Annotated in this window: 23 protein-coding genes; 6 read left to right on the forward strand and 17 right to left on the reverse strand. The window is 48.9% G+C overall.

Annotated elements, in window-relative coordinates:
- Window positions 1–14: 14 nt before the first annotated feature.
- The 5 genes from NQ534_RS06220 to NQ534_RS06240 form a co-directional block, all read right to left on the reverse strand.
- Window positions 15–1340, reverse strand: a complete 1326-nt coding sequence (locus tag NQ534_RS06220; protein WP_242655329.1) for an MATE family efflux transporter — start codon at window positions 1338–1340, stop codon at window positions 15–17.
- 125 nt (window positions 1341–1465) lie between these two features.
- Window positions 1466–1969 (reverse strand): DNA-deoxyinosine glycosylase, encoded by a 504-nt coding sequence (locus NQ534_RS06225; RefSeq protein WP_006861354.1) that lies wholly within the window; start codon window positions 1967–1969, stop codon window positions 1466–1468.
- Between the two features lie 181 nt (window positions 1970–2150).
- Window positions 2151–3629 (reverse strand): M20/M25/M40 family metallo-hydrolase, encoded by a 1479-nt coding sequence (locus NQ534_RS06230; protein WP_260043420.1) that lies wholly within the window; start codon window positions 3627–3629, stop codon window positions 2151–2153.
- 218 nt (window positions 3630–3847) lie between these two features.
- Entirely contained in the window at window positions 3848–4048 is a 201-nt protein-coding gene (locus NQ534_RS06235) for a hypothetical protein (RefSeq protein ID WP_006861357.1), read from the reverse strand.
- Between the two features lie 8 nt (window positions 4049–4056).
- Entirely contained in the window at window positions 4057–4683 is a 627-nt protein-coding gene (locus NQ534_RS06240; RefSeq protein ID WP_040782679.1) for a hypothetical protein, read from the reverse strand.
- Between the two features lie 240 nt (window positions 4684–4923).
- Between NQ534_RS06240 and NQ534_RS06245 the strand changes: the two genes are divergently transcribed.
- Window positions 4924–6315: an alanine/glycine:cation symporter family protein gene (locus NQ534_RS06245; RefSeq protein WP_006861360.1), complete on the forward strand. Its 1392-nt coding sequence runs from the start codon at window positions 4924–4926 to the stop codon at window positions 6313–6315.
- Here the strand turns inward: NQ534_RS06245 and trxB are convergent, their stop codons facing one another.
- Entirely contained in the window at window positions 6316–7236 is a 921-nt protein-coding gene (gene trxB, locus NQ534_RS06250) for a thioredoxin-disulfide reductase (protein ID WP_040782681.1), read from the reverse strand.
- 250 nt (window positions 7237–7486) lie between these two features.
- Here trxB and NQ534_RS06255 point away from each other — a divergent pair, with 250 nt between their 5' ends.
- Window positions 7487–8062: a TetR/AcrR family transcriptional regulator gene (locus NQ534_RS06255; RefSeq protein WP_006861362.1), complete on the forward strand. Its 576-nt coding sequence runs from the start codon at window positions 7487–7489 to the stop codon at window positions 8060–8062.
- A 39-nt stretch (window positions 8063–8101) separates the two neighbouring features.
- Window positions 8102–8647, forward strand: coding sequence for a flavodoxin domain-containing protein (locus NQ534_RS06260; RefSeq protein ID WP_006861363.1), 546 nt, complete (start codon window positions 8102–8104; stop codon window positions 8645–8647).
- 279 nt (window positions 8648–8926) lie between these two features.
- Here NQ534_RS06260 and NQ534_RS06265 read toward each other — a convergent pair whose 3' ends face one another.
- Window positions 8927–9439: a ferritin gene (locus tag NQ534_RS06265; protein WP_006861364.1), complete on the reverse strand. Its 513-nt coding sequence runs from the start codon at window positions 9437–9439 to the stop codon at window positions 8927–8929.
- A gap of 159 nt (window positions 9440–9598) precedes the next feature.
- Between NQ534_RS06265 and NQ534_RS06270 the strand changes: the two genes are divergently transcribed.
- A complete protein-coding gene (locus tag NQ534_RS06270) occupies window positions 9599–10258 on the forward strand; it encodes a Crp/Fnr family transcriptional regulator (RefSeq protein WP_040782683.1) in 660 nt (219 codons plus the stop codon).
- Between the two features lie 92 nt (window positions 10259–10350).
- Here NQ534_RS06270 and trxA read toward each other — a convergent pair whose 3' ends face one another.
- From trxA to NQ534_RS06285, 3 genes are all read right to left on the reverse strand, one after another.
- Complete coding sequence (gene trxA / locus NQ534_RS06275; protein ID WP_006861366.1) at window positions 10351–10656, reverse strand: thioredoxin; 306 nt, start codon at window positions 10654–10656, stop codon at window positions 10351–10353.
- A 154-nt stretch (window positions 10657–10810) separates the two neighbouring features.
- Entirely contained in the window at window positions 10811–11677 is an 867-nt protein-coding gene (locus NQ534_RS06280) for an AraC family transcriptional regulator (RefSeq protein ID WP_040782685.1), read from the reverse strand.
- Window positions 11670–11840 (reverse strand): hypothetical protein, encoded by a 171-nt coding sequence (locus NQ534_RS06285; protein WP_176944184.1) that lies wholly within the window; start codon window positions 11838–11840, stop codon window positions 11670–11672. The genes NQ534_RS06280 and NQ534_RS06285 overlap by 8 nt, the downstream gene beginning before the upstream one ends.
- 146 nt (window positions 11841–11986) lie before the next feature.
- Here NQ534_RS06285 and glgP point away from each other — a divergent pair, with 146 nt between their 5' ends.
- The gene (gene glgP / locus NQ534_RS06290) at window positions 11987–14254 is read left to right on the forward strand and encodes a glycogen/starch/alpha-glucan phosphorylase (protein WP_006861368.1); all 2268 of its coding nucleotides are present in this window, start codon (window positions 11987–11989) and stop codon (window positions 14252–14254) included.
- Window positions 14255–14491: 237 nt separating this feature from the next.
- Here the strand turns inward: glgP and NQ534_RS06295 are convergent, their stop codons facing one another.
- The 5 genes from NQ534_RS06295 to rhaB all read right to left on the reverse strand — a co-directional run bounded on the left by NQ534_RS06295 (window position 14492) and on the right by rhaB (window position 21529).
- The gene (locus tag NQ534_RS06295; protein WP_006861369.1) at window positions 14492–15712 is read right to left on the reverse strand and encodes an NAD(P)-dependent oxidoreductase; all 1221 of its coding nucleotides are present in this window, start codon (window positions 15710–15712) and stop codon (window positions 14492–14494) included.
- A 201-nt stretch (window positions 15713–15913) separates the two neighbouring features.
- On the reverse strand, window positions 15914–17791 hold the full coding sequence (locus tag NQ534_RS06300) for a heavy metal translocating P-type ATPase (RefSeq protein WP_040782690.1): 1878 nt from the start codon (window positions 17789–17791) through the stop codon (window positions 15914–15916).
- A 190-nt stretch (window positions 17792–17981) separates the two neighbouring features.
- Window positions 17982–18809: a rhamnulose-1-phosphate aldolase gene (rhaD, locus tag NQ534_RS06305; protein ID WP_006861371.1), complete on the reverse strand. Its 828-nt coding sequence runs from the start codon at window positions 18807–18809 to the stop codon at window positions 17982–17984.
- Between the two features lie 3 nt (window positions 18810–18812).
- Window positions 18813–20081: an L-rhamnose isomerase gene (locus tag NQ534_RS06310; protein WP_040782766.1), complete on the reverse strand. Its 1269-nt coding sequence runs from the start codon at window positions 20079–20081 to the stop codon at window positions 18813–18815.
- Window positions 20082–20101: 20 nt separating this feature from the next.
- Window positions 20102–21529: a rhamnulokinase gene (rhaB, locus tag NQ534_RS06315; protein WP_006861374.1), complete on the reverse strand. Its 1428-nt coding sequence runs from the start codon at window positions 21527–21529 to the stop codon at window positions 20102–20104.
- 200 nt (window positions 21530–21729) lie between these two features.
- On the opposite strand from rhaB, the gene NQ534_RS06320 reads away from it, so the two are divergent.
- Window positions 21730–22689 carry an AraC family transcriptional regulator gene (locus tag NQ534_RS06320; RefSeq protein ID WP_006861375.1) on the forward strand — a complete coding sequence of 320 codons (960 nt, stop codon included), beginning with the start codon at window positions 21730–21732 and terminating at the stop codon, window positions 22687–22689.
- A gap of 4 nt (window positions 22690–22693) precedes the next feature.
- Here the strand turns inward: NQ534_RS06320 and NQ534_RS06325 are convergent, their stop codons facing one another.
- Entirely contained in the window at window positions 22694–24367 is a 1674-nt protein-coding gene (locus NQ534_RS06325; protein ID WP_006861376.1) for an AAA family ATPase, read from the reverse strand.
- Between the two features lie 459 nt (window positions 24368–24826).
- Entirely contained in the window at window positions 24827–25780 is a 954-nt protein-coding gene (locus tag NQ534_RS06330; protein WP_074679973.1) for a transcriptional regulator, read from the reverse strand.
- Between the last annotated feature and the right edge of the window lie 33 nt (window positions 25781–25813).

Here is a 25813-nt window from a genome sequence, read left to right on the forward strand (position 1 = left end):
CGTCCATTCTCCTTTTATATATTCTGATACTGCCATTTTCCCCTTATGTAACGGATTGTAAAACAAATTGCACGGAACAGCCAGTCAATCGTCATAGCCACCCAGATGCCAAAGACGCCCCAGCTCATGTACTCTCCCAATATGTAACTAAATAATATCCGGAAAATCCACATGGAAAAGATGGATATCCACATAGTAATTTTTACATCATTTGCCGCCCGCAAGGTATTCGGCAGTGAAAACGACATCGGCCAGATTGTACATGCGCAACATGCATGATATGTTAAAATCTGCCTTGTCATTGCCGCCGTCTCCGGCTGAAGATGATAAACCTGGATAATCACCGGCAGCATAAGATAAACAACCACATTTATCGCAACCATCGCAATATATTCAATAACCAGCAGCTTTTTTGTGTAATATCTCACCTGCTTATAATCGCCCGCACCAGCGCACTGCGCCGCTACAGTCAAAATAGCAAACCCCATCGCCATTCCAGGCAGTGTCTGAAACATAGCAATCGTATTCGAAACCGCATTTGCCGCAATAGATGCGGTTCCAAATGTCGCCACAAGACTTAGTACCAGAATTTTCCCTAATTGAAACATACTGTTTTCCAGTCCGTTTGGCACTCCGATGTGCAATATTTTATGTATCATATGCTTATCAAAGTGCATTTGTATCTTTCGAGACATATGGACCGGTTGATTTTCCCTGCGAAGCAACACAATCATTATGAGAGCTGCAAACATTCTGGAAACCAGCGTTGGTATTGCCGCACCCTCAACGCCCATTTTACAGCCATAAATCAGAATCGCATTTCCAGTAATATTTACCGCGTTCATCAGCAAAGATGATTCCATAGAGATTTTGGAATTACCAACGGAACGGAAAATCGCCGCGCCTCCATTATACAATGCAATAAAAGGAACGGATGCCGTTACTATCAGAAGATATATTCTCGCATTTTTCATGACATCTTCCTCTATCTGTCCGAAAATACCATGAAGAATCAGATTCTGTCCGGCATAAACCCCCACTGTTACTATAATAGACAAAACTGTAACAAATAACATCAGCTGGTCAGTTGCTTTACAGGCATATTCTTTTCTCTGCTGCCCGATATAATGTCCTGCCACTACCGCCCCACCGGTAGCCAGTGCCGCAAAAATATTGATAATCAGTACCATAATCGTATCTACCAGAGAAACCCCCGAAACAGCCGCTTCTCCTACACTCGCGACCATGACAGAATCCGCCAGTCCCACTGTAACACTCAGCAGTTGCTCAATAATCAGCGGGACAATCAACTGGCGCAGTTGTTTGTTTGTAAACATCATACTGTTCATCTCCTCAAGCATACTCTGTTACGCAATATTTTTACTGCATTTTTCCATTTATTGCAATATGTTTTTCTGAATTTTTGTTTTATAATTTTCTGGTTTTGCTGTACATCTTTTCATTTTTATTTCAGGGCTTGTCTCACCGGTTCCCACTCCATTAAAAGCCTGTCCATCTGGTAAGCCGCGTTTGCCGGGCTGGTAGACGGCAGCTTTATAATTTCTTTTTTCAGCAGCGGGTAGCTATACTTCTGATATAATTCATATGCTTTTCCACCATTTGCAAAAATCTGTTTTATTGGTGCATGTAACAGAATTCTGCCCAGGTCACAGGGAACCGCATTTTTTATCGAGCTGTCACTGGAACCAATAATATCACATTCTGCTATTACATCCCATATTGCTATGTGATTTTGTAAAAGAAATTTTTTCTTTTCCTCTATTGTCCCAGGCACAGGAGCCATACAGAGAGCACTCAGCACTTTCCAGAACCGGTTTTGCGGATGTCCATAATAAAAATGATTTTCCCTGGATTTTACAGAAGGAAATGTCCCAAGAATCAATATCCTGGATTTTCCGTCATAAACCGGTTCAAAAGTATGTGTAACATGCTGATAATCCTGTGCCATCCTGTTTCTCTGCCTTTCTGATTGATATGTGTTTCACATAGCTGCTGTTATGTGCACTGTTTGTATTTTACAGACTACCGGTCATCCTGTCTGCTATTTTACATGCCCCGGCATATGTTGTATTTTCCTCTGTTTTACCTGTTTTCTTCTGCACATCTGACTTTCCGACCTCCCAGATTCTTTATCCGGATATTAGGTCACATATAAGTTCAACTGCTATCTTCTGTCCTGTTTTCATGCTTTCTATCTCAACTGTTTCCTGCCGGGTATGCGTTCCGTCCCCAAGCGCAGTTCCTATCGTAACGGACGGTACTCCATGAGACAACGGAATATTTCCATCTGTAGACCCCGCATCACATATAATATCGCCGTCATAATATTTTCTGATAATATTCCGGCAACGCTGTGTCAGTTTTTCCTGCTTTTTTTCATCCACCCTGCCGTTTCCCGGACGGATTCCTAACACTTCTGCCTCTATCCGGACTCCTTTTTTCTGATAACGCTGCAATGTATTCTGCAAAAAATTCTCCATAAACTGCATTGCTTCTTCAGATTCCGACCGGAATTCGTAAAGCATAGATGCTTCCTGTGCAATTGTATTCACGGTAGTGCCGCCTTCTATCCTTCCCACATTGTATGTGACCCTGGCATTTTGCGGAAGAGCCACCTGATACAATTCAGTAATAACCTCCGCAAGCCGCACAATCGCATTCTCTTTTCCGAAGTCTTTATAAGAATGTCCACCCTCCGAATGTACCGAAATACGATATCTCCTGGAGCCTACAGCACGATTGTAAATTACATTATAATTCAAATCAAAGCATATCCACCTGTCAATTCGGCTTCCATAATCCTTCCATATCTGACGGCTGCCTTTCAGGTTTCCCAACCCCTCTTCTCCCACATCTGCGACAAATAGAATCCCATTTTCTCTCCTGCCACATAAAGCTGACGCTGCCTTATCACATAATTTTTCTGCTTCATGTGAAAAAAGAAATTTAATTGCCATCAGCATATTTACCAGATTTGCTGTATCATCCCGTACTCCCGGTCCAATCAGATAACCATCCGCCTCTTTTAATGGAAGTTCTTCGGTATCCTGACACACAACATCCATATGTGCCATCACTACTGTCAACTTTTGTTCTGTCTCACATTGATATGGATAGACAACATTGCCTACCTCATCTATAAAGGCTTCCGTCGCTCCCTGCTTATGTAACCATTTGCACACAAATGCTGCACGTTTTTCTTCCTGTCCGGAAGGAGCCGGAATCACCGCAAGCTTCTTTAGCAGAGCAATCGTCTCATCATGATGTAATTCCACATATTCCCGTATGATATGCTCACATTTTTGTGTACCATATCCCAGTGTAGCATGTTCGCATTCCTGTGTATCACATCCACGTGTAGCATGTTCGCATTCCTGTGTATCACATCCACGTGTAGCATGTTCGCATTCCTGTGTATCACATCCGTGTGTAACATGCTCACATTCCTGTATATCATATCTTCGTGTAACATGTTCACATTTCTGTGCGCCGAATTCCACAACATTGTCCTCTTGTGTGATATGTTCCATAACAATATGTTCTCCTGTCACCTTTCTGAAATTTCCGAAATCCGGTTTTCTTGACTTTTCCAGATATTCTTCCGCCAAAATCTCTATTCTTCTTTCCAGACATCCTCCCATAAGACGTTTCTAGTTCTTTTTCTGCTACATCTCCGGAACTCATCCTTCTTTCCAGACATCTTCCCATAAAACGTTTCCAGTTCTTTCTCTGATTCATCTCTGGAAACCGTCCTCATTCTTCTTTCCAGGCATCTTCCCATAAGATGTTTCCGGTTCTTTCTCTGATTCGTCTCTGGAAATCATCCTCATCCTTCTTTCCAGACATCCTCCCATAAAATGTTTCCGGTTCTTTCTCTGATTCGTCTCCGTAAATCATCTTCATCCTTCTTTCCAGACATCCTCCCATAAAACGTTTCCAGTTCTTTTTCTGCTACGTCTCCGGAAACCATGTCCAGCTTCCCTTTTCCTTCCTGCGCATTTTGGGGGAAAGCTTCTGTTTTTTCCATAAACGGTCTTATCTGCCTGTACAAATATGATTCCGGAAAATATTTCCACTTTCATACCAGTTTCCGCAATCCGGGCACTGCACCATTTCCTGCTCCGTCTGCCCGCCCGCCGGGTCGTTTGCCCGTTCTTCCGCTACATGAAGCTCGTAAGAGCTGGCTGATGTACCATCCGTTTCAGCGCTGAACCAATAGCCGCAATATGGGCACTTTTGTGCTTCGCCTTCATACTGCTGCATAACACCGGATTCATCATATTCCGGAATAATTGCATTTTCCGGCGATGTCTGCAGGGTGTTTTTCACGGTACTATCCTCCGTTGCAGGCTGTATCTGTTCTACTTTGCTCTCCGTCTGCACATTTCCCGACGCTCCGCTTCCAGCAGGCACATTTCCAGATAATGTCTCTTTTCCAGATGTTACATTTTTCCCGGTCAATAAGCTTTCCTTCTCTGTCTCCTTATCTGTATCTGTTTCTGTCTCCATTTCTGTTTCACTTATAGTTTCTGTTTCACTTATAGTTTCTGTAACCTTTTCTGTTTCTGCTTTCTCCCGTGTTCCATTCGCAGACTGGCATCCTAACAACAATACCGCCGCTGCCACACAGCAGCCCAGGAGCGCAATTCGTTTCTTCCTCATACACATTTCCTCCCAAATCGTCACTAAAAAACGTCCACCGGACGTTTTTGTCGCATGCATGGCAACTAAAAATTTTACAGCCCGGCCTTCTTTAAATTCCGTTTTCTTTTACCTCATTGTATCAGACCTGCTGTTTCTGCGCCACTATTATTTTTTAAGATATCAGGGTTGTTTCTGTACATTTTTCTGAAAATATGATAAACTTGGAATACTGCATTTCACATAAGAAAGGAATTTTATATGTTAAAAACGATTGAAACCATCAATACAGTTGTGAATAACTTTGTCTGGGGTGTTCCCGCCATGATTTGCATTATTGGTGTCGGACTTCTTCTGAGTATCCGGACACGCTTTATTCAGATACGCAAATTTCCCTATGCCATCAAAACAACCATCGGAAGAATGTTCCGCAAAAAAGAAGCCTCGGATGGCGCCATGACACCATTCCAGGCTGTCTGTACTGCGCTTGCCGCCACAGTCGGCACCGGAAATATCGCCGGTGTCGCCGGGGCAATCGCGATTGGCGGACCGGGCGCTGTTTTCTGGATGTGGGTTTCCGCTCTTCTCGGAATGTGTACAAAATTCTCAGAAGTAACGCTCGCGGTTCACTTCCGCGAAAAAAATGAACAGGGCGATTTCGTTGGCGGACCAATGTACTATATTAAAAATGGTCTTGGAAAACACTGGCAATGGCTCGCCGTCCTGTTTTCCGCATTCGGCGTGCTTACCGTATTCGGGACCGGAAATGCCACCCAGGCAAATACTATTACGACCGCTGTCAACTCCGCTCTGCTGAATTACAACATCATACAGGATTCCCAGACAGACTTCTGCAATCTGCTTATCGGCATTATCATTACGATTCTGGTTGCCCTGGTGCTCTTTGGCGGCGTCAAGCGTATCGGAAAGGTCACAGAAAAACTGGTGCCCTTTATGGCGCTTCTCTACATTCTTCTGGCATTGGGCGTTGTATTGTTGCATATTGAAAATGTACCTTCCGTTTTCCGTATGATTTTCGAAGGAGCCTTCTCACCTTCCGCTGTGACCGGAGGCGCTGTCGGAAGCTTTTTCCTCAGCATGCAGAAAGGCGTTTCCCGCGGTATTTTCTCCAATGAAGCCGGGCTCGGTACCGGTTCCATTGCACATGCCTGCGCGGACACCCGCAAACCGGTACAGCAGGGACTTTTCGGTATTTTTGAGGTATTCACCGACACCATCGTTATCTGCACGCTGACCGCCCTGGTCATCCTTTGCAGCGGTGTTCCTGTTTCCTACGGCAGCGCCGCCGGCGCAGAACTGACCATTTCCGGCTTTACCGCCACCTATGGAAACTGGGTATCCATCTTTACCGCCGTCGCCATGTGCTGCTTTGCCTTCTCCACTATCATCGGATGGGGACTGTACGGCGCCCGCTGCATTGAATTTCTGTTTTCATCAAAAGTCATCCGGCCATTTATGCTGGTATACTCCCTCGTTTCCATTCTCGGAACGACAATGGACCTCGGTCTTTTGTGGAGCATTGCGGAAACCTTCAACGGTCTGATGGCGATTCCAAACCTGATTGCGCTGTTTCTGCTTTCCGGTACAGTGGTCCGGCTGGTACAGAATTATTTTGAACCTTCTGCCCGGTAATCAAATCTGCAGCAGATATTCCTCCGCGTAATGCACGGCGACGGCACCGTCCGCCGCCGCTGTCACAATCTGGCGCAGCGCCTTCGTGCGGACATCACCTGCTGCAAACACTCCCGGCAGCGAGGTGCGCGTAGTCTCATCCGCTTTTATATACCCGGCGGCATCCAGCTCCAGCCGGTCTTTTACCAAATCTGTCACCGGTTTTCTTCCGATTGCCACAAATACGCCGTCCAAAGCAATGTCCGTTTCCTCTCCGGTATGCACATTTTTCACCCTCAGCCCGTCCAGCCGGTCCGTATGCAGCAGCTCTGATACCGTGCTGTTCCAGACAAATTCGATATTCTCCGCCGACATCAGCGATTCATGATATACCTTCGATGCGCGCAAAGTATCTCTGCGGTGTACGACATACACTTTTTTCGCTACCCGTGCAAGAAGAAGCGCGTCTGCCGCCGCAGTATTGCCCCCGCCCACAACGGCAACCGTTTTTCCGCGGTAAAACATTCCGTCGCAGGCTGCGCAATAATGTATACCGCGACCGGTAAACTCTTTTTCTCCCGGAAGCCCCATCTCGCGCGGCCCGGCCCCGGTGGAAACGATCACAGTGCGTCCATAAAACGTTCCGTCACTTGTACGCACTTCCTTTATATCCGGCGCAAGCTCCACAGAATGTACCTCTGTCAGCCTTGTCTGCGCGCCAAAACGTTCTGCACCCTTCCGCATTTTTTCTCCGAGCAGGAAGCCGTCAATCCCCTCCTCAAATCCCGGATAATTATCAATCTGCTCCGTCTGCACCATCTGTCCTCCAACTGACATTTTTTCAAAAAGAATAGTATCCAGACCTGCCCGCGCTCCGTATAATGCCGCGGTATATCCACCCGGTCCGCCGCCAATAATCATCACATCATAAATATGTTTCATCGTACCGCCTCCTTTTTCGCATGTAGAAATGCTGTTATACAACATATCTGTTTTTTATAATATAACTCATTTTTCATGTTACTTCTGTGAGCTTGTCACATTCTAGTTGAGGCTGGCGTGAACAATAACGATAAGAGCTCTTTTCCCATCCGGATATCCAAAAGGGTATTGACACTTCCCATATATTTTTATATAATCCAGTTATATAATTATTTTATATAACTTATTTATCAATGATTGGAGATAAACAATGCCAAAGCAAAAAATCACAAAAGAAATGGTTGTCAATGCTGCTTTTGAAATTGCCAGAAGCAGCGGTATGGAGCAGGTTATGGTAAAAAATATTGCTGACAAAATAGGCTGTTCTGTACAGCCAATTTACAGTTACTGCAATAATATGGACGGACTGCGCCAGGATGTAATCGAAAAGGTAAATTGTTTTATACAGGAATATGTGACAAATCACATCGACATAAATGACCTGTTTCGCAGTTCGGGGCACGCATATATCCGTCTGGCGAAAGAAGAGCCTCATTTGTTTAAAATCTTTATTTTGCACCAGCGCAGCGGGATTTCCTCACTGGATGATTTGTATCAGTCTGAAACAAATCCCGGTATCGCACAGTTTATTTCTGAAAAGCTGCACATCAGTCTGGCAAAAGCAAAGCAGTTGCATTTAAATATGCTTATTTATACAATCGGTATCGGCACTATTTTTTCCGTGACAATGCCGGGAATTTCGACCGACGAAATATATACACAGCAGGAAATTGCATATGAAGCCTTTTTAAAACAGGCATTAGATTGCAGGACTAGTGTATTCTGAAAGCTGTTAAAAATACAGCAGAAAGAGAGATAATTCACTATGAATAAAACAGCAGTTCTTTACAAATCAAAGTATGGGGCAACCAAAAAATATGCCGCAATGTTAAAGGAAGAATTATCCTGTGACATTTATGAAGCCACTGATTATAAAAAGGTTCCGTTTGAAAATTATGACTGTATTATATTTGCCGGAGCAATCTATGCCGGTGGAATCTCCGGCTTAAATATCCTGCGGAAAATCCATAAAAATGGAAAGCATAAGAAACTTATCATATTATGTGTCGGTGCGTCTCCCTTTGACGCGAAAGCAGTCGAAGAAGTCAGCGCACACAATTTAAAAGAAGACCTGAACGATATTCCCTTATTCTATGCGAGAGGGGCATGGAATGAAAGCGGCATGACCTTTAAAGACCGTACCTTGTGTAAAATGTTACAAAAAATGATTGCCCGACAGGATACCGCTTCCTTTGAGCCGTGGATGAAAGAGTTGCTTTGTTCACAGGGTAAAATATGTGACTGGACGGATAAGAAGTATCTGTTACCGCTTCTAAAATATCTCAAAGAAGAACCGTCCACGCCAGCATAGAAAAATAAGACATCCCTTTCCCGATACCCGGTACCTAAAAGAGAAACCGCCCGTATTGCCATAAAAAGATAATACATCGACTGCCGAATACCTCACAGCTGAGTCATCCCCCCGGCACAGAAAGAGAATCCCCGGCTTCCGGAGGCATCACAAAAACAGTATGTTGTAAGGCAGCATATCACGGAATCAAAATGTAACTAAAAAACGTCCATTGGACGTTTTTGTCGTATGCATGGCAACAAAAAAAGCTGCACATCCTTTGCGATGCGCAGCCGTCTTTTATAATACCAGTGATGGCGCGGCGTATACTCTTGCACCAAGTTCACTGTCCAGCATGTACAGACTCTTTGAATCATCCCCGAACAATTCATATTTCTTAATAAGATTGTCCGTATTTTTCTCTTCCTCTCCCTGCTCTTTTACAAACCAGTCGAGAAACTGCATCGTACGGAAATCCTTCGCCGTATATGCCGCATCATAAATGTTATGTATCAAACTCGTCACATACTGTTCATGTTTCAGAGCCTGCTCCAGAACAGTTCTGGCATCTTTCAGCTCCACCGCCGGCTTATCAATAGTTTCCAGCGTCACTTTTTCCGCGTTGTTCTGCAGATACTGAATGAACAGCAGAGCATGGTCGCGCTCCTCCTGCGCCTGGATCTTAAACCAGTTCCCAAATCCGTCCAGACCGAGGTCATAATAAAAATTTGAAAAATCCAGATACAGATACGCAGAATAAAATTCCTTATTTACCTGCTTGTTTAATAATTCTACTACTTTCTTGTCCAGCATTTTCTTATCCTCCCAGTTCCGGCAGTATCATTGCTGCCACTAATTTCATTATAGTAAAATTACCGGAAATGTCAATGTTCCCGTCCAATGTCCGTAACACCATTGACATCATCTGCAATAACTTTTATAATGAGGGTGCTTTTGAAAGGAGCACTGACAATGAATTTTGCCGATTATTTCCCTATGTGGAATAAACTGACTCCCGCCCAGCAGAATACCCTGAAGGACACCGTCACCTTCCGTTCTGTAAAGAAGGGGACGGTCATTTACAATGGTTCAATGGACTGCATCGGACTCCTTCTGATTCAGACCGGGCTTCTGCGCGCTTATATTTTATCGGAGGACGGACGCGAAATCACGGTCTATCGTCTCTCCGATATGGATATCTGCCTGTTCTCTGCCTCCTGCATCATGCCGGGCATCCAGTTTGATTTAATCATCGAAGCGGAACAGGACACCTCGTTCTGGATTATTCCTGCCCGTGTATACAAGCAGCTTCTGGAAGCATCCGCGCCGCTCTCCAATTACACAAACGAGATTATGGCAAACCGTTTTTCCGATGTCATGTGGCTGATTGAACAGATCCTCTGGAAAAGTCTCGATAAGCGGCTGGCGGCTTTTCTTCTGGAAGAGGCTGCTCTTCAGGGAACGGAGCAGCTAAAGCTCACACACGAGACCATCGGGAATCACCTTGGAACCGCCCGCGAGGTGATTACCCGGATGCTGCACTATTTTCAGAATGAAGGACTTGTAAAACTGACACGCGGCACCGTCGAAATTACGGACCGCAAAAAACTTGCGGCGCTCGCAGATGCCTGAACATCCGCGGCACCGCACACATCCCCTTCGCCAGATACCAGACAGGATACATCACAAACGTACACATGCTCCCGCCAGATACCGCGCGGCGCCTACAGCATTGCCAGGATATCCGCCTTTGGCTTCGCGCCAACCGAGCGGTTTACAATTTCTCCGTTCTTTACGACCATCAGCGTCGGAATGCTCATGACCTGATATGCCGATGCCAGCTCCTGCTCTTCGTCCACATTTACCTTGCACACTTTAATATCCGGTCTTTCCTCCGAGACCTCTTCTACAATCGGTCCGACCATACGGCAGGGTCCGCACCAGGATGCCCAGAAATCCACCAGAACCGGCTTGTCGCTCTCTAATACTTCCTTCTGAAAATTATCTTTTGTTATATGTAATGCTGCCATAAAAAATTCCTCCTTTGTTTTACAGATACCGGCGTCCGAAAGTTTTCATCCCGGCGCAGCTCGCTTTCCGTTATGTCTTCCGTCCCGGTTTTCCTTTGATGTCTGTATCATACCGCAAAACAGAAACCGCTTCCGTGACAATATCACATACGCTTTATCCCCGGTATGCCCGCGGCGTCACCCCATATCTCTTTTTAAACTGGCGGTTAAAATTAGAAAGATTTTCAAATCCGGCGTTTTCCGCAATCACCAGGATTTTATCATCTGTTTCGCGCAGATTTTCCGCCGCTGCCGCCAGCCTGCGCTCATTTAAGTATGCCAGAGGACTTGTGCCCGTCATCCGTTTAAACCAGCGCATAAAATGACTGCTGCTGCAGCCGCAGACCGCCGCCATGTCCGGAACCGTCAGCGGCTTTGCATAATCCTGTTCAATCCGCTGCAAAACCCTTTTCAGACGCTCCATATCCGGAGTGTCCCGCTCCGGCGCTTCCGGACACATGCGCAGCAGGTAAAGAAGCAGCTCCAGAAGCGCCGCCTTTACGCCCAGCTCGTAGCCCCGTTCCCGTGCGCTGCAGAGTTCCTCCGCCCGTCTGAGACACGCCGAAATCTGCTTGTATCCTGCATCCACCGGACTGAACACGGCAGGCTGCAGAAGCTGCCCCGATGCCAGCGGCACCAGATATTCCTTGTCGCATACATCAGCGGCGCCGCCTCCCAGAAACTCCACCTCAAAAATAATATTCTCATATTCCATATTGTATCCCGCTGCCGCGTATATTGCATGCAATGTTCCCGGCGGCATCACAAAAATGTCCCCGCTTCTTGCTTCCTGCATATTCCGTCCGGTCTGTATTCTGCCCGTTCCCTTTTTCACAAAAATAATCTCCATACTTTTGTGCCAGTGCAGGGCAACCGACGGAAAATCCCCCGGTATTGTACAAGGATAAATATTAAAGGGAAACATTGTACTCCCATGCTTCTTCGTCTCCTGAAAAGATTCCAGTTCTTTTTTTCTATCCAAAACGCGCTCCCCTCCGGTCATTTTCCACATTTTTCTGTTTTGCATAATCCGTCCGCGGTCCGCTTCTCGCTCCGGTCCTTCTGCCGTTTTTTTCCGTTTTGCATAATCTGCCCGCGGTCCGCTTCTCGCGCCGGTCCTTCTGCCAGTTTTCTCCGTTTTGCATAATCTGCCCGCGGTCCGTTTCCATCCCGCATCGGATGATAGAATAGTACCATATTCTGCTATGATTTTGCAAGAAAACATAAGATGTTTATGATAATAATATAATACAAAGAACACAAACCGCTGTCTGAAGAAAGGAGCATTTCCATGAACAAAGAACTTAATCGTAAGCTTATGACTTTCTGCGGAAAACCGCTGGAGGCGGCATCCGACGAAGAGATTTATACAGCGCTGCTGAATCTGGTACAGGAGCTGGGACAGAAAAATGTGAAGCCGGTCACCGGGCGGAAGCTTTATTATATCTCAGCAGAATTTTTAATCGGCAAGCTGCTTTCCAACAATCTGATTAATCTCGGCATTTACGACGATGTGCGCGAAATCTTAAAGGAAGCGGGCAAAAACCTTTCCGATATTGAAGAGCTGGAGCCGGAACCAAGCCTCGGCAACGGCGGTCTCGGACGCCTCGCAGCCTGTTTTCTGGACAGTCTCGCCACACTGGACCTGCCGGGCGACGGCATCGGGCTGCGTTATCACTGCGGGCTGTTCCGCCAGAGCTTTCAGAACGATGTCCAGAGCGAAGCTCCGGATTTCTGGCTGACAGACAATTCCCCGGCGGAAAAGACCGACATCGTTTATCCGGTGCAGCTTGCCGGGAAAGAATATTCTGCAAGGCTTTATAAGCTGAAGGTCACCGGCTACAACGGGCGCACCAACAGCCTCAACCTGTTCGATCTGGACACCGTCGATGAATCGCTGATTGCCGACGGAATTTCCTTCGACAAAACGGATATCGAAAAAAATCTGACACTGTTTCTCTACCCGGATGACTCGGACGAAGCCGGACGCCTGCTGCGTATTTATCAGCAGTATCTGATGGTTTCCGCCGGTGCCCAGCTTATTTTATCTGAATGCGAAGCGCGCGGCTGTGATTTCCACAATCTTGCCGACTACGCCGCCATCCAGATTAACGATACGCATCCGAGCATGGTCATTCCGGAGCTGATTCGTCTCCTTGGCGAGAAAGGCATTGATTTTGAGGAAGCTGTGCAGATTGTCACCGATACCTGCGCCTACACAAATCACACAATTCTGGCGGAAGCGCTGGAAAAATGGCCGCGCCATTTCCTTGACCAGGTCGTACCGCAGCTTATGCCTGTGATTGAAAAACTTGACGCTCTGGCGCGCACGCGCACAGATGATGAGAGCTGCGCCATCATCGACAACTGGCAGGTAGTGCACATGGCAAATATGGATATCCATTTTACCCATTCCACAAACGGCGTTGCCGCACTGCACACACAGATTCTGAAGGACAGCGAGCTGGCGAATTTTTACCGCCTCTATCCGGAGAAATTTAACAATAAAACAAACGGCATTACCTTCCGCCGCTGGCTTCTGGAATGCAACCCGGCACTGGCAGGAGAAATCGAAACGCTGATTGGTCCCGGCTTTAAGCAGAACGCCGACGAGCTGGAAAAGCTTCTGGATTTTACAGAGGATGAGCAGGTGCTGAAGCAGCTTACAGATATTAAAAAGGCAAATAAAAAAGCTCTGGCAGACTGGCTGTATCACAAACAGGGTGTGACAATTAATCCCGACGCCATGTTCGCGATCCAGTCGAAGCGTCTGCACGAATATAAGCGCCAGCAGCTCAATCTGCTGTTCCTCATTCATCAGTACCTGGAGATAAAAGCGGGACACACCCCCGCCGTTCCGCTGGTAAGTATTTTCGGTGCAAAAGCCGCGCCCGCCTATACGATTGCCAAGGATATCATCCATGCGCTGATCGCACTGTCAAAGGTCGTTGCCGCGGACCCGCAGGCTGCGCCGTGGCTGCAGATTGTTTTTGTGGAAAATTATAACGTAACGGCGGCGGAGAAAATGATTCCGGCATGTGACCTTTCCGAGCAGATCAGTCTTGCCTCCAAGGAAGCCTCCGGCACCGGAAATATGAAGTTTATGTTAAACGGCGCACTGACCCTGGGCACAATGGACGGCGCAAATGTGGAAATCGCGGAACGCGTGGGAAATGATCATATCTATATTTTCGGACAGAGCAGCAAGCAGGTCATCGACCGCTACGCAAAGGGCGATTACTGCTCGCATGACTGGTACGAGAGCGACCCGAACATCCGCCGCGCCATTGATTTTCTGTGCGGCCCCGAAATGCTGAAGGCAGGACACGAAGAAAACCTGTCCCGTCTGCGCAACGAGCTGCTTCACAAAGACTGGTTCCAGACGCTGCCGGACTTCAACGCCTATCTGGTGCGCAAAGGACAGGCGATGGCGGACTACGCTCACAGCCCGCAGGAATGGAGCAGAAAGGCACTTGTGAATATTGCAAAAGCAGGCTTCTTCTCCTCCGACCGCACCATCGCAGAATACAACCGCGATATCTGGCATCTGGGAAAGTAAAATATCGACGCAGGCACAGCCGCCCGGCTCGTTGCCTGCGGGAATAAAATATCGGCGCGGATGTCCTGGAAGCTTCTCGGATAAATCTGATAAACTACCGCATTTTTTCACCGGTGTGTCTTTTTGTCTTTTGTCATTTATAATCGCGCACATCCGTAAAAATGGGAAATACAGCCCTTAGCAGGTAAACCTGCATGGTCTGATTTCCCATTTTCCTTAGCATGGCTGAATTGTTACCTACAGACTTTGCATATACTCGTCCATCGCTTCGGCAACACCCTTGGAATGGGCGACCGCCTCCACGACAGTGCGTGCGCCGTTTACAACATCGCCGCTGGCAAAGATGCCCGGTTTTGTGGTATGACCCCGTTCGTCTGTTACCAGCAGGCCTCTCTCGTCCGCTTCCAGCCCTTCGGTATTTTTTACAAGGCGGTTCATCGGTCCCTGGCTGATGGACACAATTACGCTGTCCGCCGGGTACAGCTTTTCGGTATCCGGTATCTGCTCAACGCTTCCGTCCTCGTGCTCAATCACATCGGCGAAAATGACGCCCTCGTCGGTAATCTCCACCGGCGCTTTACAATAGAAAAATTCCACGCCCTCCAGCACCGCATAATCAAATTCATGCTTGCTCGCCGCCACGGTCGAGTTGCGCGAAAAGCACTGCAGATAGCGCACACCGTGCCGGAGCGCCGTGCGCGCCACATCCATCGCGGCATTGCCCGCTCCGATCACGATCACGCGCTCACCCAGATGGTAATTGTCCGGGCTGTTCAGATAGTTGATGCCGAAATGCACATGTCCCAGCGTCTCGCCCTTGATGTGAAGCATATTCGGCTTCCACACGCCTGTACCGACAAAAATTGCCTTGTAGCCGTCACGGAACAAATCATCGATGGAAATATCCGCGCCGATGGTCGTGTTCGGGCGCACCTTGATGTCCTTGAGCAGCAGATGCCGGTACTCAAAGTCGTCGAGCACGCTCTTGGGCAGGCGGAATTCCGGGATGCCGTAGCGGAGCACGCCGCCGATTTTTTCTTTTCCTTCAAAAATGGTCACCTGGTAGCCCTTGCGCGCCAGAATCACCGCAATCGTCAGCCCGGCAGGTCCGGAGCCGATGATGGCGGCGCGCATTCCGTTGGACGGTGCCGGTCCCTTCACCATCTTAGAGCTGTAGGTGGTTGAAATATAATTCTCAATAACGGAGAAATGCACCGGAGCACCCTTTCTTCCCAGCACGCAATGTCCCTCGCACTGATTTTCGTGATTGCATACGAGACTGCATACGGTCGTCAGCGGATTGTTCTCGAACAACGTCCAGCCCGCCTCATCCAGCTTGCCGTCCAGCATCAGCCGGATAACCTTCGGGATTGGTGTGCTGATGGGACACCCCTTCTGACACTGCGGATTTTTGCAGTTCAGGCAGTGATTCGCCTCGTCTAAAACATGAATTGCCATATTTTTCCCCCTCTCTGAAAGCTTTTCATACTGTATTGTCGGTTTTTACCTGTATTTATTGTAACATTTCCTTAATTCAGAGAGAGATTTGTTCGCGACACAGCATACCGGTTTCACGACGCGGCGCTGCGTTTTTCCGTCATATAACGGCACTGACATTTTTATAAAAGCCGTATAACGCCTGCGATAAGAATCACAGCTTCAATCAGATTTCTTTTTCCTCCAGTTTAATAAGAATGCAGAGTTTACAATTACAAGGACGGAGCCGGCGTTATGGACCAGCGCCCCGACAACCGGATTTAACACTCCTGTGACCGCCAGCAGGATTGCGATGATATTGAGTGTCATGGAGAAGGCGAGATTGCATTTTATGGTAAGCATCATGCGCTTTGCCAGACGCAGCAGATGCGGCAGCCCGCTGATTTTGTCGTTGATGAGCGCGATATCCGCGGCGTCCACCGCAATGTCGCTCCCGGTTTTGCCCATCGCGATTCCGACGCACGCCTTTTTCAGCGCCGGAGCGTCGTTGATGCCGTCCCCCATCATGCAGACCTGCCCTCCCGCCTTCTGAAAGCTGTTGATTCGCCGCAGTTTATCCTCCGGCAGGCACTCCGCGTACACCTCGCTGATTCCAAGCTGTCCCGCAATATGATGCGCGGCGGCTGCGTGATCGCCGGTCAGCAAAACCGGTGTCACGCCTGCCGACCGGATTTCGCGGATGGTGTCTGGCGCATCCGCTCTCAGGGTATCGGAAAGGGCAAGGAACCCGGCGCATTTTCCGCCGATGGCAACATAGGTCACCGTACAGCCCTCCGTCAGATAGCGCTCCGCCATTTTCCCGGTGTCCTCCGGCAGGGCAATCCGGTTTTCCGCAAGAAATTCCACATTTCCCGCCAGAATCTCCTGCCCGTCCACCCTGGCCGCCACGCCCCGTCCGGGGACCATCGCAAACGTCTCCGGCTGCGCGATTTCCTGCGCCTGCCGCTTTTTATAGCAGCTTACAATCGCTTTGCCCAGCGGATGCTCCGAACGCAGCTCCGCCCCGGCAGTCAGATGGTAGAGCTCCTCATTCGTCCAGTCCGCGCTGCAGCTTACCGCCGCGGCAACCTCCGGCGTCCCGCAGGTCAGCGTTCCCGTTTTGTCAAACATGACCGCGGTCACGGACGCCAGACGCTCCAGCGCATCCCCCTCCCGCACAAGGAAGCCGTGCCGGGTCGCATTGCCGATTGCCGCCATAATGGCTGTCGGGGTGGCAAGAACCAGCGCACAGGGGCAGAAAACGACAAGAATCGTGACCGCCCGTATAATCTCTCCGCTAAACAGCCAGGTCAGCGCCGCCGCAGTTAGGGCGATTACTACGATCCAGGTGGCCCAGCGGTCCGCAATGCCCACTATTTTCGCCTTTCCGGCGTCCGCAGACTGTACAAGCCTTATCATCCGCTGTATGGAGCTGTCCTCGCCGACCTTCGTCGCTTTCATATCGAAGGAGCCGAACTGATTCACCGTTCCGCTGAAGACCTCGTCCCCGACGGTTTTGTCAACCGGAAGCGATTCCCCTGTCATCACCGCCTGGTTGACGGCGGTCTCTCCGGCTGTTATCACGCCGTCCACTGGCACCGTTTCACCGGGAAGCACCCGCAGTATATCTCCAATCTGTACCTGCTGCGCCAAAATCTCTGTTTCCGCGCCGCCGGACAGTCTGCGCGCCGTCTGCGGAGTTAAATGCACCAGTTTTTCAATGCCATCCCTGGCTTTCGCTACCGTCAGCTCCTCCAGCAGCGCGCCAAGCTGCATGATGAAGGCAATTTCGCCCGCCGCAAAAATTTCCCCGATAATCACCGACGCAATCAGGGCGATGGATACGAGTACGTCCGCTTTGATGTCGAAGGCTGTCACCAGACCAATAATTGCTTCCAGAATGATGGGAACCCCGCACAGAATGATGGCAATCCACGCCGGGTCCGCGCCCTCCGGCAGAACGCCCGCAAGACTTGCCGCCAGCGCCGCTCCGGAGATAACGAGGCAGACGACGTCCTTTTTCATGCCTCCCCATTCCAGAAATTTTTCCAGTGCTTTCATGATAACTTTCCCCTTTCTTTTTATTATACCCATGTGGGTATACGTATAATATACATATAGGGGTATATGTTTGTCAAGAGAAAAAAAGAAACACCAGACCAAAGATAAGTCTGATGTTTCTCTGAAATACACTGGTTACTGTGAACGGCGCCATGCCGCATAAGAAGACCTGTGCGGGCGCCCGGATGGATTATTTTTCATAAAGAAATTTTTCCGGGAGCGTCACCTTAAATTCCGCCGCCAGATTGCGGAAGTCCTGCGGCTGGATGGTCTGCAGCTTATCCGGTCTGACAGACAGCACCTTTACCAGAATCTCCGCGGATTTTTCTATGGTATGCATAAGTCCGAAGGTATTGTCAAAATCCTCCCCGGACGCAAACAGTCCGTGGTGCGCCCAGACGACCGCGTCATACTGCTCCATCAGCTTACTGGTCGCCACGGCGATTTCTCTTCCGCCGGGCACCATCCAGCCAACCACGCCGATGCCTGCCGGGAACACTACCGGACACTCCGTCGCCATTTCCCAGAGCTCTCTGGTAAATACCTCATCCTTCAGCGGCAGAAGGAAGGTGAGCGCTATCAGATTTGCCGGATGCGCGTGATAAATCACCCGGTGCGCCCCGCCTGTCGCCGTTTTCTTTACCTCATGGTTCATCAGATGTGTCGGCAGCTCGCTGGTAGGTCTTGCCTGATCCTGCAGTCCCCAGCATATCCGGTAATGCTCCCCGGAATCATCAATTTCGATGATGCCGATGGATTCCTCCGGCTTTCCCGCTACATTGCGGAAATGCTTTCCGCTTCCCGTCACCAGAAAATATTCGCCCCGCAGCCCCGGCACGCTGGTTCCGATTTCCAGCCATGCTCCTGCCGGATTGAAATCCTCCTTCATAGCGTCGATTTCTTCCTTCCGGATACGATAGCTTAAATTTCCGCCGTTGCGCTCATGCCAGCCCTGCTTCCAGCCATCGTCGCACATCCTGATAAATTCCCGGACAAACTCCGCTTCCAAAACCTTCATTGTCTATCTCCCTTCTGCTCTTTTGCTGAGCACCTTTTCTTCGTATTCCTGCACTTCCGCGAATAATCCGAAATCATCCGTAACGCCGCACTCCTGGCAGTAGTAATTCCATACGTCGCCGAAGGGCAGCATTTTCACCGCTTCTATCACCGCCATCAGCTCGGTAAAACGGCTCTCATCCTGGAGCGCCTTCAGCTTTTCGTTCGGCGTGCACAGCGCCATCAGCAGCGCCTTCTGGAAGCTCCGCATACCGACCGCCCACGCGGAAACGCGATTGATGCTGGCGTCAAAATAGTCCAGTGCAATATAGACCCGCTCCAGTGCGTTGCATCTTACAATCTCTCTGGCGATTTCCTTCGTCTCATCATCCAGAAGCAGCACATGGTCGGAGTCCCAGCGCACGCCCCTTGTCACATGGAGGGCAATCTCCGGATAGAAGCAGAGCAGCGCGGAAATCTTGTCGGAGACCAGCTCTGTCGGATGATAATGACCGTTGTCCATAAGCGGCAGGCAGCCTTCGTTCTGCGCCGCCAGTGAAAGCGCAAATTCCGCGCTTCCCGCTGTGTAGGATTCCACGCCGATACCGAAGACCTTGGATTCCATGCACGGCTTTACCTTGTTTTTATCGAACGGCTCCGCCAGAATCTCCTCAATGGATTCTTTATAGCGCATTCTCGGCCCCATGCGGTCCGCCGGTACGTCCTTGAAACCGTCTCCAGTCCAGATGTTCATCACACACGGCACGCCGGTTTCTTCAGCAAAATACTGCGAAATGCGGATGCAGGCTTTTCCGTGCTCAATCCAGAACCGGCGCACAGCCGCATCCGGACTGGATAAAGTCTGCCCGTCCTTCACCATCGGATGCGAAAAGAAGGTCGGATTAAAATCCAGTCCCATGCCTCTCTCCTTTGCAAACTCCACCCATCTGGCAAAGTGGCGCGGCTCCAGCTGGTTGCGGTCAGCAAATTCCCCGTTTTCAAATACGGCGTAGCTGGCGTGGACATTGATTTTCTTCTTCCCCGGAATCATGGATAGCGCCCTGTCCATATCCGCCATCAGCTCCTCCGGTGTGCGCGCTCTGCCCGGATAGTTTCCGGTGGTCTGGATTCCCCCGGTGAGCGGTCCCTTCTGGTCGAAGCCGGTCACATCGTCCCCCTGCCAGCAGTGCATGGAAACCGGAACCCGCTTCAGAGTTTCTATCGCAGCGTCGGTATCTACGCCTGCTTTCCGGAAAATTTCTCTTGCGTCTTCATATCGTTTTGTTACTGTCATCATTTCCTGTTCTTCTCCTTTCATTTTCTTTCATTGACATGGTTTGCGGGAGAATACCGGCGGATTTCAAAGGATTCCCGCACGCATGCTCTCGCCCTGCTTAAATTTTCTATTTTTCCGTCTTTTTGCATCTGCGCCAGAATGTTTCCGATTGCGGTCGCCTCCGACGGACCGGCGTAAACCTCTTTTCCGGTGGCGTCCGCTGTCAGCCGGTTCAAATATCCGGCATTGGACCCGCCGCCGATAATATAAATCCGGTCATAGTTCCTTCCGGTGAGCTTTTCTATCTCCAGCACGGTTTCCCGGTAGGACGCCGCCAGGCTCTGATATATCACCGCCGCCATCTGACCCGGCGTCTCCGGCACCTTCTGCCCGCTCTTTCGGCAGTATTCCCGCACCGCCTCTGTCATGCTGGCTGGCGCCAGAAAACATGCGTCGTTTACATCCACCCTGGAGGGAAACTGCGCCTCCTGCTCCGCCATGTCGCAGATTTCTGCAAAGGAGTAGCGGCAGTCCCATTCCCGGCGGACTGACTGTATCATCCAGAGCCCCATGATATTTTTTAAATAACGGAACCGGTAATCGTAACCGCCCTCGTTGGTGAAGTTCGCCTGTCTGCTCTCTTCCCGGCAGTCCGCCGCCGGCAGCTCGCATCCCATAAGGGACCAGGTGCCGGAGCTTATATATATTCCCTGTCCCTCCGGCTCCGGCATCGCCATAACCGCGGAGGCGGTGTCGTGACTTGCGCAGAGCACCACCCGGCAGTTATAACCCACCTGATTCTGTATCTCAGGACGCAGCGTCCCTACTTCCCATCCCGGCAGCTTCAGCGGCAGAAAGATGTCCTCCGGATAGCCGAGCATGCTCATCAGCTCCCGGTCCCACTGTTTTGTTTCCGGGTTTACAAGCTGGGTGGAGGTTGCGTTGGTGTATTCCGAAACCCGGTTCCCCGTGAGCAGGAACTGAAAATAGTCGGGGAGCATCAGAAACGTTCTGGCCTGCTCCAGAAGCTCCGGCGTCCGCTTTTTGACCGCCATCAGCTGATAGATGGTATTAAAGGGCTGCTTCTGGATTCCGCTTCTGGCGTACAGCTCCTTTTCCGGTATCACAGACCAGACCGCCTCATCCATGCCCTGCGTGCGGCTGTCGCGGTAGCCGTAAGTATCTCCCAGTATCCGGTCCTGCTCATCCAGAAGGACATAATCCACCGCCCAGGTGTCAATGGACATGCTCACCGGTATCTTTCCTGCTTCCCGGCATTTTTTCATTCCGTTTAAAATTTCCCGGAACAGTCTGTCCAGATCCCACAGGAGCTTCCCGTCCTTATTTGTCATTTTGTTTTCGAAGCGGTAAACCTCCTCCAGATGCAGTCTGCCCTCTTCCAGATGCCCCAGCATGTGACGTCCGCCGGAGGCTCCCAAATCGACTGCAAGGTAATATTCCGCCATTTTTTTCACATCCTTTCCCGATTTTCACTGGACTTTTTGTTTTTGTACGTTTATCATAAAGGAAACGGATGGAAAATATAAGGTCTTTACCGGATAATTTCAGGGACTTTATTTGCAGCGCCAGAGCGGATACGCAGATGCAGCTGCCAGAGTGCAGGTGAGTGCGCAGCAGTTTAAAGAAATGGATGTGAGGAGCGGTTATGAACGCGGAACTTTTGTCTCATCTGAGGAAAATTACGGAGGAAGAGCGGGAAATCCTCCAGCAGCACGGGGATATCCGCCGGGAGCTCTATACTTCGAGGCAGGAATTTGTTATCGACAATAAAAAGCTGCTGGAGCGGGGACATCTGATTGAGATACGTCCCCACACCCGCTTTGCCCATTTTCCGAAGCACCGGCACAATTATGTGGAAATGATTTATATGTGCTGCGGAAATACCACGCATATCATCAATGACCAGCACACGATTACCCTGAATGAGGGCGATCTGCTCTTTCTGAATCAGAATGCCACACAGGAAATCCTCCCCGCGGGAGAAAATGACATTGCCGTGAATTTTATTATCCTGCCGGAATTTTTCGACCGCTCCCTCACCATGATGGAGCGGGACAATGTGCTGCGCCGGTTTTTAATTTCCGCCCTGTCCCAGGATATCTCGCAGATAAATTACCTTCTTTTCCGTGCAAAGCACATTCTCCCCGTCCAGAATCTTGTGGAAAATATGCTCTGGACCCTGATTGACAAAAAACCTTATACAAATTCGATTAACCAGGTGACAATGGGGCTGATTTTTATGAATCTTTCTGTTTTCTGGGATACCCCGCTGCAGGATTCCTCCCGGACCCCGGAAGAAGATATGATTTTTTATATTCTGAAATACATAGAAATGCATTATAAATCGGGTTCTCTCGCGGATGTTTCTGCCAGGCTGAAGCTTCCGGACTATCAGATAAGCCGTCTCTTGAAAAAATATACCGGGCATAATTTCAAAGAGCTGCTCCAGCAGCAGAAGCTTCAGCAGGCGACATATTTTCTGACCAATACCGAGCTGCCTGTTGACCGGATCATGGAAAATATCGGCTACAATAACAGCAGTTACTTTTACCGCATTTTCCATAACACCTATGGGTGCTCCCCCGGAGAATACCGCAGAAAATGATATGCTACATCATAACCACCATACATTCTTTCTCCCAGAATGCCATCCCGTACTGGATGATTTTTTTCATCCCCTGGCGCTGCAGACCCTCAGTATATTTTCTTTTCTCAATCTGCCTTAACGCTTCCGTACAGGCTGCTTCCAGGTTTCCATTGTTTGCATATTTCAGTTCAATCACTATTCCTACACGCGCAGGTGTACTTACGGATATATCGCTGTAGCCTTCCCCTGTCTCTGCGTTTGACTGAACCAGCCAGTTTCCCTGACTGCGCAGCAGTCCCAGTACCATGCCGTGATAAAAGTTCTCTTTCATGCTCGTCCGCACTGCTGTGTCCCTCACGCTGATGGAATCCCACAGATAGTCATGCAGCATTTCCTGAATAGTCAATACATCTCCAGCGGGAAAAGCTGCGCAGAAACGATTGATTCTTGCAGAATCCGCAAGAGTCGTCTTTTTAAACCACTCCTGTATCTGCAAAATAAAAACTTCCCGTACCTCCCGGTTAGGAATCACCAGTTTATAAACGCCGCCTGCAGCTCTGCCCGTCTGTGTCAGATAACCGGTGGTAAAGAGAACGCTCCAAAGATTTGCAATACTCGCGTCAATTTCATTATAAGTCAAATCCAGGCGGATTGCTTTTTCAATTGCCTCTCCCGCGATTAAGTGCTCAATCTCATTCTGTGTAGTTTTATCCGCCTTATCAATAAAGCGCTTCACCAGATCATTCCCACTTGTATTAATCCAGAAAGCTTCCGGTTCCGCGTAAGGATCTGCCAGCAGCTTTTTCGTATACCTGACCACATCCCACGGGCAGTAAATGTTCGCGTCACCGAAACGGTATCCATCATACCATTCTCTCATAATCGCAGTTTTTTCTTTTAAGCCATAATCTTCCAGAAGCCCTTGTACTTCTGAATCCGTAAACCCAAAATGCTCATCATGATCTACATCAACAATAGAATTTATATCAAAATTATTCAGTCCTGTGAAAATACTCTCTTTGGAAACACGCAGACAGCCTGTCAGGACAGCGAATTGCAGAAATTCGTTGGTTTTTAGCGCCTGTCCGAATAATCCGCGAATCAACAATACCATCTCTTCGTAATACCCATGCTGGAATGCTTTATCCAGCGGAACATCGTACTCATCAATCAGCAGAATCACTTTTTGACCGTAATGCTGGTAAAGCAGGGATGAAAGCATCTTAAGGCTTCCCCACACATCTTCTTTTGTTTCTTCTTCATCCAGGAACCGTTTCAATGCATTTTTTTCTTTGTCGAAAACCCTGTCGCTGTCAACTAAAAAATTCAAACGGTACATCTCAGATCGCATAATCTGGCGCAAAGCCCCATACGCTTCCTCAAAATTCAGTCCATCTACTCCTTTTAATGATATGAATACGACAGGAAACTTTCCCATATATTTTTCGCACAGCTCCTGCTCCTGGGTAATTGCCAGGTCTTCAAACAATGTTTTATCCGTCCCAATCTCGAAAAAGCTTTTCAGCATACTCATGTTCAACGTCTTTCCAAAACGGCGCGGTCGGGTAAACAGGTTGACCTCACCCCAATTATTCAGCAAATCACGGATAAGACCGGTTTTATCTATATAATAAAAATCTTCCTTACGAAGTTTTCCAAAATCATCAATGCCAACAGGCAGTCTCTTTTTCCGCATATGCCCATCCTCCCAGTACTGCTTTTTATAGGCTTTATCGTTGAGATAATCCTATCCTGACGTAAGCCTATAACACAAAAACTGCTATGATTACTTTATCATGGATTTTTAATCTCAACAACAACATATCAAAAAATTTTTCAACAATCATTCTAAGCGAGCAAGATTTATAACAACATCGGAAATCTTTCTGACTATATATCCGAAAACAGATTCCGTGCATTTTAAAAATTATGTGTATATTAATCTGAAGATGTATCAAATACCTTTTAACATAAGCTGTAAATATATAAATACATATAAATCCAATTAAATTCGTATAATAATATTTCCGCTAATTGCTACAATAAATATATTATCGCCTATTTGTCCCATGTACCTAAAAAACATAATTATTTACTGAATATCGGCAGCAGAGAATACAAAATCACCAGATTCTTCCATCCGACTCCGGCCCCCTTATTCATTTTCACTGACGCTCGTTATCACACGCAGCCCGTCCTTCTCCTTTACCACCTCAAAGACAAGCGGGTTCTGCTGCGCCCATTCGACATCTGCCTGCGCCTTTTCACTCCACAGGCGGTAGCTCTTCACAAAACCACCGTAAATCATTTCCTCCGCCTCCAGCCGTGCCCGCACCGCCTCGTCAAAATTCTTGTATTTTCCCAGGTAAAACCGGCTTCCTTTAAAGCCGATATTCACCCGGTAGCTGCCCCGTTCAGTCTTGTTCACGCCGCGGAAACCGCTGGTATTGTCGCTGCGGTATTTCCGCTTTTCCAGCCATTCGATGCAGGTGCCGTCCACCCGTGTCAGACGGTTCCGGATGCCGTCCTGCACCTCCCGGCGCAGGCAGCCGCAGCTTTTCTGCACGCCGCTGAGAAGGGCATCCCGCGTGACCTCCACTTCTTTCCCGCAATCACAGCGGCAGTGCCAGTACACCGACGATTTTTTGCTTTTCTCTTTTGTTGGCGCCAGCGCCACCAGCCGCCCAAACCGCTGACCAGCAAGATCGTCCTTCATGTGATGCATCCAGAGGTTTTCGCAACCGCAGCTCGTCGTCTTTCCAGACTTCAAGCTGTACAACGATACGATTTTCGTATTGCCGCAGTCGCAGCGGCAGTTCCAGTACATATTCCTGCGACGGTTCTCAGCGCGCGACTCCACCGTCAGATGTCCGAACTGCTGTCCGGTGAGGTCGGCGGCGGTGTTCCTGCCCCGCGGGGCATTTTTTAAGATACAGCCGCAGTCCGTTGCCGTGCCCCGCTGCAGATACTTTGTGTTCGCCAGCGTCTCCCGTCCGCAGTCGCAGCGGCAGCGCCAGACCACATAGCCGCAGAACCTCTCCGGCGTCTTTTCCAGAACGGTCAGATGGCCGAACCGCTGTCCAACCAAGTTTTTACTCTTTCCCGCCATAATTCTTACCACCATTTCCTGCCGTCAGCTTCT

The organism is Marvinbryantia formatexigens DSM 14469, from assembly GCF_025148285.1.
Lineage (GTDB): Bacteria > Bacillota > Clostridia > Lachnospirales > Lachnospiraceae > Marvinbryantia > Marvinbryantia formatexigens.